Origin of the sequence: Microcoleus sp. CAWBG58 (assembly GCF_020883045.1) — a bacterium.
Lineage (GTDB): Bacteria > Cyanobacteriota > Cyanobacteriia > Cyanobacteriales > Microcoleaceae > Microcoleus.
Genome location: NZ_JAHRFA010000053.1, coordinates 15,085 through 29,146, shown reverse-complemented (window position 1 = coordinate 29,146; position 14,062 = coordinate 15,085). Strand labels below are relative to the sequence as shown.

Annotated in this window: 14 protein-coding genes and 1 tRNA gene; 2 read left to right on the top strand and 13 right to left on the bottom strand. The window is 42.9% G+C overall.

From position 1 onward, the window contains the following. Window positions 1–15: 15 nt before the first annotated feature. The 4 genes from QZ918_RS21775 to QZ918_RS21760 all read right to left on the bottom strand — a co-directional run bounded on the left by QZ918_RS21775 (window position 16) and on the right by QZ918_RS21760 (window position 2,509). Window positions 16–489 carry a DUF2656 domain-containing protein gene (locus QZ918_RS21775; protein WP_293338287.1) on the bottom strand — a complete coding sequence of 158 codons (474 nt, stop codon included), beginning with the start codon at window positions 487–489 and terminating at the stop codon, window positions 16–18. 8 nt (window positions 490–497) lie between these two features. Beyond that, window positions 498–1,382, bottom strand: a complete 885-nt coding sequence (locus tag QZ918_RS21770; RefSeq protein ID WP_293338285.1) for a HEAT repeat domain-containing protein — start codon at window positions 1,380–1,382, stop codon at window positions 498–500. A gap of 5 nt (window positions 1,383–1,387) precedes the next feature. Next, window positions 1,388–1,666, bottom strand: a complete 279-nt coding sequence (locus QZ918_RS21765; protein WP_293338283.1) for a DUF8630 family protein — start codon at window positions 1,664–1,666, stop codon at window positions 1,388–1,390. A gap of 234 nt (window positions 1,667–1,900) precedes the next feature. After that, window positions 1,901–2,509, bottom strand: coding sequence for a phycobiliprotein lyase (locus tag QZ918_RS21760; protein WP_293338281.1), 609 nt, complete (start codon window positions 2,507–2,509; stop codon window positions 1,901–1,903). A 181-nt stretch (window positions 2,510–2,690) separates the two neighbouring features. On the opposite strand from QZ918_RS21760, the gene QZ918_RS21755 reads away from it, so the two are divergent. Continuing rightward, the gene (locus QZ918_RS21755; protein WP_293338279.1) at window positions 2,691–3,512 is read left to right on the top strand and encodes a pentapeptide repeat-containing protein; all 822 of its coding nucleotides are present in this window, start codon (window positions 2,691–2,693) and stop codon (window positions 3,510–3,512) included. Between the two features lie 108 nt (window positions 3,513–3,620). Here the strand turns inward: QZ918_RS21755 and QZ918_RS21750 are convergent, their stop codons facing one another. Both QZ918_RS21750 and QZ918_RS21745 read right to left on the bottom strand, forming a co-directional pair. Then, a complete protein-coding gene (locus QZ918_RS21750; protein WP_293338277.1) occupies window positions 3,621–4,352 on the bottom strand; it encodes a phycoerythrobilin:ferredoxin oxidoreductase in 732 nt (243 codons plus the stop codon). Window positions 4,353–4,359: 7 nt separating this feature from the next. Next, entirely contained in the window at window positions 4,360–5,094 is a 735-nt protein-coding gene (locus QZ918_RS21745) for a 15,16-dihydrobiliverdin:ferredoxin oxidoreductase (protein WP_293338275.1), read from the bottom strand. 259 nt (window positions 5,095–5,353) lie between these two features. Between QZ918_RS21745 and QZ918_RS21740 the strand changes: the two genes are divergently transcribed. Continuing rightward, window positions 5,354–5,932, top strand: coding sequence for a bilin-binding protein (locus QZ918_RS21740; protein ID WP_293338273.1), 579 nt, complete (start codon window positions 5,354–5,356; stop codon window positions 5,930–5,932). 241 nt (window positions 5,933–6,173) lie between these two features. Here the strand turns inward: QZ918_RS21740 and QZ918_RS21735 are convergent, their stop codons facing one another. From QZ918_RS21735 to QZ918_RS21705, 7 genes are all read right to left on the bottom strand, one after another. Beyond that, window positions 6,174–6,839 (bottom strand): HEAT repeat domain-containing protein, encoded by a 666-nt coding sequence (locus tag QZ918_RS21735; RefSeq protein WP_293338271.1) that lies wholly within the window; start codon window positions 6,837–6,839, stop codon window positions 6,174–6,176. 821 nt (window positions 6,840–7,660) lie between these two features. Next, window positions 7,661–8,428, bottom strand: coding sequence for a phycobilisome rod-core linker polypeptide (locus QZ918_RS21730; protein ID WP_293150326.1), 768 nt, complete (start codon window positions 8,426–8,428; stop codon window positions 7,661–7,663). A gap of 112 nt (window positions 8,429–8,540) precedes the next feature. Next, a complete protein-coding gene (locus QZ918_RS21725; RefSeq protein ID WP_293338269.1) occupies window positions 8,541–9,416 on the bottom strand; it encodes a phycobilisome linker polypeptide in 876 nt (291 codons plus the stop codon). Between the two features lie 203 nt (window positions 9,417–9,619). Beyond that, window positions 9,620–10,225 (bottom strand): chromophore lyase CpcT/CpeT, encoded by a 606-nt coding sequence (locus QZ918_RS21720; protein ID WP_293338267.1) that lies wholly within the window; start codon window positions 10,223–10,225, stop codon window positions 9,620–9,622. Between the two features lie 350 nt (window positions 10,226–10,575). Further along, window positions 10,576–11,109 (bottom strand): phycobiliprotein lyase, encoded by a 534-nt coding sequence (locus tag QZ918_RS21715; protein ID WP_293183817.1) that lies wholly within the window; start codon window positions 11,107–11,109, stop codon window positions 10,576–10,578. Window positions 11,110–11,450: 341 nt separating this feature from the next. Further along, a tRNA-Lys gene (locus tag QZ918_RS21710) sits at window positions 11,451–11,524 on the bottom strand. Between the two features lie 359 nt (window positions 11,525–11,883). Next, window positions 11,884–13,908: a CHAT domain-containing protein gene (locus tag QZ918_RS21705; RefSeq protein ID WP_293338265.1), complete on the bottom strand. Its 2,025-nt coding sequence runs from the start codon at window positions 13,906–13,908 to the stop codon at window positions 11,884–11,886. Window positions 13,909–14,062: the final 154 nt, after the last annotated feature.

Here is a 14,062-nt window from a genome sequence, read left to right as displayed (position 1 = left end):
CAGCCTTTTATCCTTTTACCCTTTTCTCCTTTCAACCTTAAAAACATCCTCAATACTTTTCCCAGCCGTTTTGTCCTCCCAGCCGATCGCCATCAAGAAACTCTCAGCCGACTGAGTTTCCACCACATCAACTCCCCATTCTCCGGTTTGCAGCGCTTCAGGATCGTCACTCAATGGCGGAGTCTTCTTAAACCCCGCTAAAATCAAAATATCAGGAAAAGAATCATCAGCTTTCCCTTGACTCATCCGCTTGTTCACCAAAGCTTCAGCGCAAAATTCCCCAACTTTAGGCGGAGAAAAATCAGCAGGAAATAGAACTTCTACCATCCAATGAGCATGATTTAATTGACGACACTTAATCTCAGGATATTGACTTAAACCCTCAAAAAATACCAGAGTTAAATCTTCTCGACTCAAGGCCGGAAAAACATCTTCTGGCATATCAAAGTTATGAGAAAGCAACATCCGCCCGGTTTCAGATTCAGTCATGTTTTTAATTACTTAATTTGAGAAATTGCTAACTTAATTACGCCTTGAATCGCCGCTTCCGATTCCTTCGCTAAGGCTGTTTGTAGCGGCTCGATCGCACTTCGATCGCCCACTTTCATCAAAGACAAAGCCGCCGCCCTGCGAGTTTCGCCATCGCCATCATGCAGCAACTCAATCAGGTTGGGGATTGCAGGCTTGTAGGCGAGATTTCCCAAAGCAGCCGCCGCCTCGCAACGCACGTCAACATCCACATCCGTCAGAGACTTCACCAAAATCTCGAATAAGTCCGGTTTGGGCTCTTCCTGGGCGACTTTGGCGATCGCACCAACCACCGCACCCCTCACCACAGGCGAATCTGAAGCTATTGCCCGATACAAATACTCCTTCGCACCCGCCCCAATAAACGCCAACGCCCAAGCCGCATGACCGATCGTACTTTCCGGCACATCCTTCGATGCTAAAATATCCAACAAAGGCTGCACAGAAGGTTCACCAATCCTGGCCAAAGCCCCAATCGACGAACCCTTAACCACCGTATCCTCATCATTCAATAAAGCATGAATTAAATTAGGAACCGCAGTCGGATCGCCAATCAAAGTTAGAGTTTTACCCGCAGCACGCCGCACAACCGGATTAACATGATTTCCCAAAGCATCCAACAAAAAAGGAGTCGCAACTTCACCAATTTCCGCCAGAGTTTCCGCACAACGCAGTCGAGTCATCCCCCGCGTATCGCCCAAACATTCCACCAGACTCTTCAAAAGCTCAGCATCATTAACATCAAAAGTATCTAAATCTATTTGTTCAGTAACTTTTTGCAGCAAAGCATCTGTTTCTGCATGAGCTAACACAATTGAAGCATCAGGAGATTGAGTATTAGAATTGACCATCATTGCACCTAATTATTAGTAGTTATAGCCGCCAATTGAGCGCGCATACTGTCTAGCCCAGCATCAATTTTAGCAAGTTCCGGCTCAATTTTAGCCATAGCTGCTTTCTGTGGCAGCTTAGCCTTTTGTGCCGCCGCCATCGTTTCACTCACCAAACGTTCCCGATACCGCTCAAATTCCGCAATCACTTCCACCAATTCCTCAGCGTCTATCTGTGTTGAATCTTCAGTTGAACCTGCGGCAGATTCATCACTTTGGGATGTTGTTAAGTCTTCGTTTTCAGACATAGTTTTGATAGTTTAATAACAGTTGAAAAAAATTAGGCGATCGAGTTTAACTAAACTCGCATAATACAGCATTCTTAGGAACTGGCAAGATGCCAGTTCCACAAAAGATTGAGTTTCCTGTGGGGTGGGCATCCTGCCCGCCCAGTTTCCTGTGGGGTGGGCATCCTGCCCGCCCTAAAAAAATATTGACAATAGTTGAATTTGACAAATCAAAAAGCATTTTTTCTAGAGACTTTAACGGGACACCGCACCAGCCTCAGAAACTCTCAAGCGGTTGTGTTCCAACAACTCTTCTAAAACAGACGGAGAAATACAACGACGCTCAGAACAGTATGCCATTTGTTTCACCCCATTACTCATTTGAACGGTCATCACTCGCACTCGAAAATGATCGTTAATAAACCAACAGCGTTCCTGTCCTTGATTTGTCTCATATTCCGTCTCAATAGTCAATACCCCATCATCAGCAAAATTGTAAATACCAATTACCGGAATACCTTCAACGTAGCCTCTATTTCTGAGAAACTTACCCTTTTTGGGGTTATTGGGATTCGGCAAATCAATCAGAATTGCAGCATAATTTTGGTTCGGGATGGCATCGTCCAAATTATCTTGCCACATAAAACTGCATCCCCCACTAACCAAAGCAGGATCAACATTTTGCTGTTGACAAACCTCTAAAACTCTGGGATCATCCATTGATAAGACATCAATAGTGACATTAGATTCTCCCGACTCATCGGCAGCAGCAGCATCAAAATTATGCACTGTTCGCTGAGTGAACCAAATGCCCTCACTCTTGCGAAAGAAATCCATCATAGTCATCGGTGGTGTTAGCAGCATTTTTATGTCTATTTAGGGAGAGGAACCAAGCAAGTCCCCTTGTCTGGGGGAATGGGCGGGAAATTCGATCGCACTTTGGTTAAGAAAATTAACTTTCTGGCGATCGCACAACAGTCAAATCCTAGGATAAATGACACCGGACAACTTTGAGCAATTCCATCAATAAATCTTCAAAAATATAATGGTACTTCGTCAACACTCATTTTTCCTCTCTGAACCCCTTACTCTCACAGAAGTTTTACAAGCTATCGAGGAAAGCAAAAGTCTAGCTCAAACCAACCTCCAGGGAATCAACCTCAGCCAAATGGATTTATCCGGGATTGATTTGAGCGGAGCAAACTTGATTGGTGCCAACCTCAGCAAAACTAATTTCCAAGGTGCAAATCTCCAGGGAGTAGATTTTCGGCGGGCTAATCTGCGAGACGCCAATTTGAGTGGAGCAAATTTACAAGAAAGTTATTTTTTTCGAGCTAATTTACAAGGCTGCAATCTAGTTGATGCCAACCTAGAAGCAGCTAAATTAAAATTAGCCTTATACGATAGCAAGACTGTGTGGCCAGAAGGATTTAATTACCAAAAATCCGAAGCTATTGGCCCGAAAGCTAGTCTGAGTGGAGCTTTTTTGAATGCAGCGAATCTCCGAGGAGCGGATTTAAGTTATTGCAATCTGCGAGGTGCTTATCTCAGCGGAGCAGATTTAACGGGAGCAAATTTAGAAGGAGCGGCCTTAAGTGGGGCTAATCTTCAGAATGCTTTTTTGACTGGTGCTTATTTGCGAAATGCCATGTTAATTGGAGCTGAATTGCAAGGTGCAGATTTACGGGCTGCTGATTTGACTGGAGCAAATTTAGATCAATTGCAAAGTATTGCTGGTGCTGATTTCAGCTTAGTACAAGGATTGAACCCGGAAACGAGAGCGATGCTTTGCAGTCGCAGTTCCAAAGAGTTAGGTACTTGGAACCCTTATACTCGGAATAATACAGCTCAAAGTCTTGCAAGTTAGATATCGTTTGTAGTGCGGACTTTAGTCCGCAAATTCCGTTTGTAGTGCGGACTTTAGTCCGCAAATTCAGAGGACTAAAGTCCTCACTACAAACAAATTTTAATTTTCCTATAAATGGCGTTCCAAATCGAATAGAAAACCGTGAATGTACTCCTCAGTCCACTCCTCACCATAGAAGCGCAGAAACATTCCCCTCGCAGGATCTTTCGCAGCACGATAGTTGATATAGTTGCGTTGAGCCTGAAGAATCTCGGCCAATCTCTGACTGTCCGTGACTGGTTGCGCGCGATCGACCAAATCGAGATAAGCTTGTAGATAATCCTTAAAAGCATCAAACACAAGAGTTTGCACCGCCTCAGTTTCCTTAGGACGAGTCCACAGAAAAGCAGGAGAAAAGAAAGGTTTTGCCTCTTCAGGAAAATCTCCCCCCCAGGGCAAATCTTTTTGATACTTGTTAAAAATCGGTAAAATCGGCTCTGAGTATTGCTTCTGATAAGCCGCATCATGAAAAAGCGGCTGCATATCCAAAGCAATCAAATGTCCCCCCGGTAAAGTCACCAAATCCGCCCCAAAAAAAGGCAAATCATAATTAATTTGGGGGAAAATTACAAAATTTAAAACCTGAAGAGCATCACCGCCCTCAACGTGAGCCGCCCGAATTTGTCGCAGTTTGGGAGATTGAAAAGCATAGCTGCTAGTGACAACCAACTGCTCTTTTTTTCCTTTCCCAGTAATACATTCTTTTTTTTCAAAACCTGCTGGAATCGGATAGGGAGCTAAGTCAAGCCGCTCCCCGAGCAGGGGGACGGCGTAATCTAAAAAAGGCTGATAGAGAGTCATTTTTAATTTATTTTGTCCCGGCGGGAACCGCTAAGGGAACAGCATCTTCAAACAAAAACTCGTACAAAAAGCGCTCTGACCATTCATGACCAAAATAGCTGCCGAACAGCCCGGATGCGGGGTCTCTTTCTGCACTGTACTGATCGTATTCTTTTTGTGCTTTCACAATCCGCTGAATTTCTTCGGGAGATGACAGGGGTGTAGCTTGGTGTAGCATTTGCCAGTACAACTGGACGTATTCTTGATAGGCGGGAAACAATTGGTTCACTACTGTTTCGGCGTCGGTTTTGGCAAAGAGCAAATTCTTGGAAAAATACTGGTTGGCATCATAAAACTTCATTTCTAAGTCTTGTACCAACGAGCTGTATTTAGCTCGAATTTCGGTCAATGGTTCGATATACTTGTCTGTGTAAGGGCGATCGCGAAATAACGGCTGAAAATCAATCACCACCAAGATTTTCTTTTGTCCAAACGCTAAAAAATCAATCCCTAGCAACGGCACATCGTAATTGTGGCTTGGATAAATGACACTGTTAAAAATTTGTGCCGTTTCCCCAGCATCGATGTAGGTGTAGCGAATTTTTCTCAATTCTGGGCATTCATAGCACCAACTTTGAATTGTGGCGGGATTTTTACCTCTTTCACTCACCACAGATTCCAATCCAGAGGGAATGGGACGGCTCTCTAGTGCAAAGTTCTCAAACAGTTCTTTTTCTAGAAATTGCTGAAATGGCTTAAACATAGATTATAATTTAGCTCCTTCAATCTCTCCCTGAACACAGGATAATAGGCGATCGCCCTAAGCCTCGTCTCTTTTATGGATAACAAAGTAATATTTCGTTATGAAACCAAAGGTGCGATCGCACTTAAATCTAATAAAGAGTTTTTACCACACTCTCATCTTTGACTCTCTCAAACGTAACAAATCTTAATAAAACTTCTCATAATTCTAGTCTATAACTTGAATTGTACTCAATGACCTCGGAAAAATTTTAATAGCTATGCAATTAAGTGAAAGAGCAAAACAATTAATTCCCAAAGCCAGAATAGTCAGCTTTGCTACTTGGAAAAATATCTATCCAGATGAAGTAATTGCCATTTTTCAAAAGGCTGACGATGAAGGTCGATATCTCACAGATGAAGATTTAGAAAATATCAAAAATTTGGTTCCCGATATCTCTTTAATGTTAGAACAAGCAAGATTGCTGCGAGAGCAAGCTCCTAATCTTGTATCGAATGCCAGGGAAAAAGTGTTAGCCGACTTTCCAAATATCACCGAACCAGACAATGACCTCTATCCTCCTGAACGCGCCGAAGCCTGTTGGCGAGATTTTTGGCATTTCTTGCGCTCCGTCTCCTATAGTATAGCAGGGAAAAACCCGGAATTCACCAGTCAAGCAGGACTAGAAAACATGGAACTACTTTATCAAGAATTGCGAGTTCCCGTGGCGGCGATGCTCTGTGGATTAGAACAATTAAAAACAGTTAGCTTACAGCAATTGTGTTCTGAGGAACAGGATTTATCTGCTCTTGCTTTTGACAATTTAATCGCTGGCTTAAAAAAGTTCAGTCAAGCTTGATTGTTTAACAATCGCAGGAATTAACCACAGAAATTCAAGAAACCGGGTTGTTTGCCCACATTCCTCGCACTTCAAGTCATAATTTCCAGAAAAAACCCGGTTTCTGGCTCTAGAAGTTGATATAGCGGTTCTCAATGGTAGTCAGGTACAGGGGCTCCAATCCTATGCCCAATGCCCAATGCCCAATGCCCAATGCCCATAAGGTCGCCTCATGTTACATCAGAAAGATTATAAAATATTCTTAGTTGCGATCGAGCAAATTTTCTAAAGCAGCACCAACCACTCGATGGTGGGAGTCTTGCCGCAGTTGACTCAACACCTGCTTCGCTTCTGGAGCATCAAAATGCTTCAAAGCAGATGCAGTGTGCTGGCGAATCCCTTCATACTCAGAACCAGCCAGCGCCAACAACCGAGCCAAGGCTGCTGCTTCCTGACTGCTTCCGGCTAAAGCACCGAGCGCGTCCACAGCAGCTTCCTGGGTAGTCATATCTTCCCCAGCCAAGGCTTCAACGCACACCTCAAAAACTTCGTTGTAGCATTCCATATCCACCAGCGCCGCCAGAATGCTGCGACGCACCAGCCAGTGGTCATCTTGAACAAAAGTCAGCACTAAATGAGATGCAGCGCACCTACCGAAGAGCGACAGAGAATTTGCCGCTTCGGCGCGCACATTGGGAGTGTTATCAAGTTTCATGATTTGCAGCAAGGCTGCGAAAGATTCGGCGCTTTGCTGTTGTCCAAATCCCCTGCTGACAAAGGTACGGACTAAAAATTCTGGGTCGTTGAGTCGAGCTTTTAGCAAAGGAACGGCAATCTCTGGTGTATAATCTTTCAGAGCTGCGATCGCCTTGAGTCGATATTGAAAATCAGAATTATCTAGAAACGCTTCAATTTCGTGAATATCCATAACCGCAACAGAGCAGGACTTTTCCTTACTTTAAACAACAGAGTTCACTTTGTGCAACTTACCAAAATTATCTTAACACCGAAATCTTTTTTTGACCGCGAACCTAGTTTATGTAAAATATCCGATCAAATCTAGTCTGAAAACTTCCGTATTTAAACCAATATTGTCGCAGTTCGTGATGAAGTGTCTGCCAACTTTCTTTCGCTTGATAGAGCATAACTTGTCGGTGATTTCCCATCCAAAGTCGTCTGAGTGCTTCCACAGAAATTAAGCATCCTTCTAGACTGGTGATACATTAGACTTGAATTGCTCTCATTAGGGAAACAGTAGTAGGGTGCGTCAGCTCTTTCTCGATACCCGCCTAAAAATTATGCTACGACCCGGTGCACCCTACAATCTCTAACTATTTTTGCAATAAATCTATTGCTCAAATCTCTCAACGGCTTGGTAGTCTAAAGTTTCAAACATCAAAAATTTATCTGAAAAAATTAGGTAACGACTTTGTATGCAAGCCTGCATTTTTTAATCGGCTATTCGGGGTAATATCATTTTAGAATTTACATTTTAGAAACAGTCTTGGACGCGCTCTGACCAAATATTTTTTCCTTCTCCCCTAGATAACTAACGTTTTCTTATATCAATCAATTTTTTGGCTTTTTCAAACTAAAAAAGAGCGAATAATAAACTCGCTCTAGAGAAAGTATAAGATAGGAAACCTACATCAAAAAAAACGATATAAGAATCTAGCTCAGCTTAGGCAGGGGAACCCAAGAAAGTTTCTGGTTATGCCTGACTTCAGCCTCATGTCATCAGTCTATGAGTTAAGCAACTTCGGTGATGCTGACAATTTTTCCGCCAGCGCGATGGATGCGCTGAATTTGGGGGGTCATCTTCCCACCAGAGACAAGATATTCAGTGTTGCTCACTCGGCGAGGGCTATCAAATTTAGCTCCCTTGACTACAATCTTGAACATTTTTTCGGTGGCATCTTTTGCTGCACTAATGCGACCGCCTGTGCTTGGTAAAGTAATTTTGTTACCACTATTACCAGCTACGAACTCAACTAAGCGAGAAGCGGTAAAAGCACTGTCAACTCCTGCATAACCTTGATACAGGGAAAGAGTGCGATTGTAGCCAACTTGCTTTTGTCCGAGTTGACTCTTGGCTCCTTGATAATAAGGAACTGTATTCTCGCCAAATTTGTCCTCATATTCTTGACTGTCTAGGTAGGAGTCAATTTCTGCATCGTAACCTTTTTCGATACAGATGCGAATATGCTCGGAAAGTTCTGCTTGGTCTAAGGGAGCGCGACCTAACAAATGTTTAAAGTTTAGCTCGACAAAGCGGTAGGGAGCGCAGGATTCAAAATACCGACTGCGATAGAAATCAGATTTTGCCACAGCGCGGACAAATTCCCGTACAGTCGTCGCACCATCGCACAACTGGGATTCTGGCACAGTCAGGCGTTCGCTTTCCATCACGTGGGGATTACCCAGCACTTGCTTGTAAACTGCCCGAATTACGGCCTGTGTATCATCGGAACTGCTAGCAGACCAAAGTTCTACTGGTGCATCTAAAACCACACTCATTGAGTTTCTCCTAAGACTAAATAACGTTTCAAAACAGGGAATTAAGGATTGAAGAAAAACACGCTCAGGGAGGTAATTCCCCAAGTCGTGAAGCTATAAGTTTAAACGGTTTCTAGTTGACAGCAGTGATGCTGGCAATTACGCCGCCTTGTTTGTGGATGCGTTGATATTCTTGGGAAAGTCTGGAAAACGGCACTACATAAACTTGGTTGCTCTGCCGAATTTTTTGAACCCGATTTTTTGCAGAAGTGCGATAGCCAGTTACTTCGATACGGAAAACCTTACCTTCGTCACCAGAAGCAACGTTGTAAACACTTTTAGCACCGCGCTGTCTATCGGGAAATGACCAACCATCCCCAACTGAACCGCCGGAAGGAGGAATGACTGCTACAGGGGTTTCCTGAATCACGTATTTGTTCAAAACTGGGGATTTTCCAGAAAGACTTCCTTTGAAATCGCTGCTGGAAGCACCGCGCAAGAGAGCAAACATATGAGTAAACCCAACCATATTTTGTCCTGGTTGGGTTTTGTAGCCTCGGTAGTAGGGAACGATATTTTCGCCGTAGGCGTTTTGGTATTCATCGCTGTCGAGGTAAGAATCAATTTCTGCCTCGTAACCTTCAGTATCTAAGATAGTGCTATGAACTCTCATTTCTTCTAGGCCATCGGGAGTGCGACCGAGAAGATGTTTGAAATTCAGTTCAAGAAACCGATAGCGAGGACAAGTATCGAAAAAGCGAGAACGGTAAGCGTCGGATTTGGCAAGAGCGCGGACAAATTCGCGTACACTCAATGCACCACTTTTGAATTGCGATTCAGGAATTGTCGCCCGTTCGCTTTCCATGACGTAAGCATTACCCAAAACTTGCCGGTAGACGGCACGAATAATGGTTTCTACTTCTTCTTGTGAACGTCCTGGAATCAGTTCTAAACAGGGTGTTTCTTCAAATAAACTGACTCCAAGTCGAGATGCAGGTCCAAAAACCATTTAAAAAATCTCCACTATTGTGTTATGTGAAAATTTACCATAATTGGATGTTATATTAGAAAACTTTACATAATGTAACATTGCAGGCGAGGTTGCTGTTTCACGTACTACAGGAGTTTTTTAGGGTGCAGGAGTCTTTTAGGGTATATAGGTGTGGCTGTAGTATGTGCTGCGATCGCCAGTAAATTCGTCGGTGGTAAAATTTAGATAGGTGGTAGCTCTGCGGCAAAACTTTGGCGCTTTTCAAAGGACAAAGAGCCGAAGTCCGATCCCCAAATCTGTTGGTGAGTGTTTACGTCCATACCGCGATCGAGACTTTTCCAGGTTGTTTCGGTAATTTCCACGTCGCTGATGAGATAGGTTGAACAACCTTTTTTTTCGATAAGACACTGGTTGCCTGGTTCTACACTACCACGAAACATTTCTCCTTCTCGTTTGAAAACCATGGAGCAATTGTAGCGCCGTTGAATGCAATCTGGTTTAATTGTTTTGAGAATGCTTAATTCCCGTGCTGCTCCGGCGTACTGTACTGGATCGTTGAGACTATAATTTTCAATATAAATTTGTTCTCCTTGGTCGATTAATTTGTGGACTCCTTGACGGTAGGGAGTCCAGAGGTCATGGTCATAAACCTGCTCGGAGTAAAATCCAATGGCATTAAAAAAAAACCAGGGTAAGGGCCGGAAGAAGATATGAATGTGGGCAAATTGTTGGGGCTTTTCAAAGGATTGTTTGTAGTTGCTGAAGTCCCCTGCCATCCACTGAGCCAGAACGATTAAATCATTATTGATTTTAACTGAATTTATCATTTTTTTACTTTGTTATATAGCAATTATCAAGTGAGATACGGATTCGTAATTGGTAATTGGCGGTGAGTACATCACTTGATTGAGAAGCGCTCTACCATTTATCAAAACTCTGGGTACAAAACAATTTTTCTGTTTGTTTCATCATATCGTTTCTGGTTGCATCGGAATGATTTAACCGCAGAGAGCGCAGAGGACACAGAGAGAGAATAGAGAGATTAATACAGGATGATGAAGAGTGGATTTGATATCAACTCTTTAGGTAAGGTGCGTCGCTGCGATATTGTAAAGTTAGGGATTTTTTGTGGCGGCGCACCGTACAAATATTGTTGCATGATTTTGGATAATTGGTATTATTTGCCGGAGAGCGATCGAATTTCTGAAGAAAATGATGCGGTGACAACTCCACTTCCTTTACTGGTTTTGATCAGGGAAACGCGAAAGCGCAGGTTGGGATTGGCGAACCAAATTTTTTCTTCGGCGGCGGCGTTATCGTAGCTTGTCAGGAGCACAAAGGTTCCATCGTCTGTGATGTGATAGTCTGCGGCGGCGGGAATGGTTTCGGCATATCCTTGGTCTCGCAGTAGTTTACCGCGATTGGGGACTGTCGGATCTGGGATGGGTACGAGGATGCAACTGCCTTTCATTTCAGCGTTTTCATCCCAATCTGACTGGCCTTCCCATGCCATGTGAAAGGGGTTTACTGCTTGGGCTGGGTCGATGTTGTAGGATTTGCAGAGGTCGATTACGGCAGCATCATCGGGTGAGAGTGCAACGATATCAATGACTGACTCGATCGCTTCAAAGTGTCGGAAAGTCAAGTGATGGGCGCTGCGCTGCGATCGCCATTGTCCGAGAGAGTTGTCAACAAATTGCTGGATGTTCATGAAAATTATTTTACAAGCTCATTGACTCAAATATTCTTTTCAATTTTTTAAGATTGACTAGAACACTACAGCTTGCGGGTAATGAGATTCTACTATGTTGTTTGAGGATGGGAGTAGAACTTGAATTATACCGTATCACTTAATTAACGATTTTACGTTGTTTCAGTCATTTTAAATTCATCTCGAAATAACCCGTTTTCCTGTCTGGGGGAAAAATAGTAAGCTGTACACAATAAGCAGACTCAAAAATCCAAGCAAATCTAGCGAAAAATGAGTGGAAACGGTCAACCAGAGATTGAGTCAGATTCCTAAATCGCCTAGCCATAAGGTTTAGGGGTTGATGGGAGTAGAAGGACTTGAACCTTCGACCTTGAGATTAAGAGTCACCTGCTCTAACCAACTGAGCTATACTCCCGCATCTAGACTACTTTAACATAACTATTCTAAAAATGCAAGTGTTTTAGTAAATAATTTTTGTGGCGATCGCCTGCTTGCCAGTTTTTGTGTAAGGGCGATCGAGTTGATGGTGGCGGGAATTCCTGAAGAAGCAGATATTGTTTTGGCTTTCAAATTGCCGGAATTGCAAAAAGTGCGATCGCTGGCAATTTCGTGATCGTAAATTATTGATATGGAGGGGCAGGTTTCAGAGATAAGCCAGGAGTTGGAAATAGAATAAACTAGCGATGTATGATTTTGATCGCTCTTATTGAATACCTAATGTAAGTTCGATCGCTTCTGTAATAGATTATGCACCCCAGCAACTCTCTTACCCACTTATGGAGCAGTTGTACTGACAGACAGAGAGTAAGGTGTATCTCCTCCTTGCCTCGATACTAAGATGATATAATTACCACTGGTTAGTTTTGCCTCTCTGTTCCCTGCTTTAGAGCTAGTAGCAGTAAAGTCAGTTATTGTATAACTTGTAGGTAACCCTCTCCCATCATCATTATAAAGCCCTATCCAGGTTTCATTCTGTACTCCTTTGAGTTCCAAGTTCACAGTACCAGGATTACCTAGATTGAAGCGATAAAACTGCTGACGGTTTTCTCTATCTAAAGAAGATTTATGCTCGCTCGGAGTCCCAGTCTTTAAGGAACCCAGGTCTTTGCTTCTTGCTGTATAGTTAATGCCCTGAAGTTTATAACTTGTGTCTCCGCCTTTGCGTCGAATAGAAACAAAGTATTTGCCACTCTCTAAAGACACATTGATTTTTCCCGACTTCGATTGAGTGGCAGTATTTTCCCTTATTGTATAGTTTTGAGGTGAACCATTTCCATCTTCTCCGTACAAACCGATCCAAGTTTCATTATCCACATCCTCTAAGTAGAGATTGACGATAGCTGGATTGCCTAGAGTAAACTCATATCGATCTTTATCTTTCAGAGAACTCAGACTACCTTTACGATTGAGTAAAACATCAGTGTTTTCCGTAGGTATAGGACTTTGAGTAGGTGTAGGACTTTGAGTAGGCGGAAAAGATGGAGTAGAAGTAGGAACCGATGGCTCGATTTTAACATCTGGTTGACCAGATGGATCAAGTGTAATAGTTCTGAGTGTGTTTTGCTCGTTTGCTAAATTGATGGTAAAATTTTGAACCGGATAGCCTTGCTTCTGTAGAAAGACACGCGCAGTTCCTTTGCTTGCAATTTTCACAGTGACATAACCATTACTATCGGTGCGTAATGGTGGTTCAGGTGGTCCTTGAGCAACTACCCGAACGCTTACTCCTTCCAAAGATTCTCCGTTATGTCCTAGCACAAGTAGCTCGACCTCTTTTTGTGGAACAACACCAACACATAATTCTGACTTCAAACCTATGAAACATCTAATATCTGGAACTACTGCTACAGCAGCGATAGCTGCCACACCAGCAATAATTAAGCTCCACAGAGCGTAGTTAAACTTTCTACTAGGTTGACTCATGATAATAGGCGTACTATTCTTCCTTGTACCTACGCTTATGAGTATATCATCATTCCTTAAATTCCTAGATAGAGTCTGAATACCCTCAATATGTAAACCAAGTATTTCAGTCATTTTACCATTTATAAACAGAGTTTTAAGTCTTTCTAATCCGGCTGTGGAACCTTCCAAAACAAGTCTGATACTTCCCCGCTCAATTCTGGATAGTGTCAAAGTCGCATCTTTGGATATCTTGCGTAAATGTGCAACAATAGCTTCTGCTAATGGTTGATTTACTTCGTCAATCGTTGCTGTCAATATCAGTACATATCTGGTTATTTCTGGCTTTGTCTCTACAGATTTTTTTTTTAGAATAACAGGAGTTAGATGTTCCGGAATATCTTCCATTCTTATTTCCACGCAACCAGCTTGGTAAGCTTGCTCTACATTACGATTCGCTCCTAATGCTTTGTAGAAACCAACAGCAAATGTGATTGCAGCCTTGTCTCCGATTTCCCGACTCATACCAATGACGTAAGGGATATGTTGAACAATAGCTTTTGCCTGGATTTCTGAGTAACAAGCATTCAATACCACACAGTCAACTCGCTCAACCTCCAGCTCAAAAAGAGAGGCTAGGGCTTCAGGCTTAATAGTCTGAACCATACCTAAGATATTCTCAACGCAAAGTTCGCCTGAACTTGTGCCATGTCCGGAAAAATGAACTATTTGTGGCTCAATATCGTAGATTGCCTGAGTAATATCTCCTGGACGAACCGCTTCACGGGATTCTAGAGTAAATTTTTCCCTATGCCTAGCCAATTGGAGCTTTTCACGAATTTCTCGAAGTTCACATCCCAAGCGCAGTCGGGCAGCATCACTAGGATCGGATGCCAAAAACAGAATCTTGATCGAGCCATCAATACTTATGCCAGGATTTACAGGAATTTAATTTAATAACCTACATAACTTTATATTACATCAACGCACCTTCTCTGGACAAGGACGATGCTGAGTTGGAAATATTTCTGACTTACCTGCCAGTATTTTG

Bases quoted from the DNA above. Each gene is read 5' to 3' on its own strand.
- QZ918_RS21775 (WP_293338287.1), bottom strand. From the start codon at position 489: ATGACTGAATCTGAAACCGGGCGGATGTTGCTTTCTCATAACTTTGAT.
- QZ918_RS21770 (WP_293338285.1), bottom strand. From the start codon at position 1,382: ATGATGGTCAATTCTAATACTCAATCTCCTGATGCTTCAATTGTGTTA.
- QZ918_RS21765 (WP_293338283.1), bottom strand. From the start codon at position 1,666: ATGTCTGAAAACGAAGACTTAACAACATCCCAAAGTGATGAATCTGCC.
- QZ918_RS21760 (WP_293338281.1), bottom strand. From the start codon at position 2,509: ATGCTGCTAACACCACCGATGACTATGATGGATTTCTTTCGCAAGAGT.
- QZ918_RS21755 (WP_293338279.1), top strand. From the start codon at position 2,691: ATGGTACTTCGTCAACACTCATTTTTCCTCTCTGAACCCCTTACTCTC.
- QZ918_RS21750 (WP_293338277.1), bottom strand. From the start codon at position 4,352: ATGACTCTCTATCAGCCTTTTTTAGATTACGCCGTCCCCCTGCTCGGG.
- QZ918_RS21745 (WP_293338275.1), bottom strand. From the start codon at position 5,094: ATGTTTAAGCCATTTCAGCAATTTCTAGAAAAAGAACTGTTTGAGAAC.
- QZ918_RS21740 (WP_293338273.1), top strand. From the start codon at position 5,354: ATGCAATTAAGTGAAAGAGCAAAACAATTAATTCCCAAAGCCAGAATA.
- QZ918_RS21735 (WP_293338271.1), bottom strand. From the start codon at position 6,839: ATGGATATTCACGAAATTGAAGCGTTTCTAGATAATTCTGATTTTCAA.
- QZ918_RS21730 (WP_293150326.1), bottom strand. From the start codon at position 8,428: ATGAGTGTGGTTTTAGATGCACCAGTAGAACTTTGGTCTGCTAGCAGT.
- QZ918_RS21725 (WP_293338269.1), bottom strand. From the start codon at position 9,416: ATGGTTTTTGGACCTGCATCTCGACTTGGAGTCAGTTTATTTGAAGAA.
- QZ918_RS21720 (WP_293338267.1), bottom strand. From the start codon at position 10,225: ATGATAAATTCAGTTAAAATCAATAATGATTTAATCGTTCTGGCTCAG.
- QZ918_RS21715 (WP_293183817.1), bottom strand. From the start codon at position 11,109: ATGAACATCCAGCAATTTGTTGACAACTCTCTCGGACAATGGCGATCG.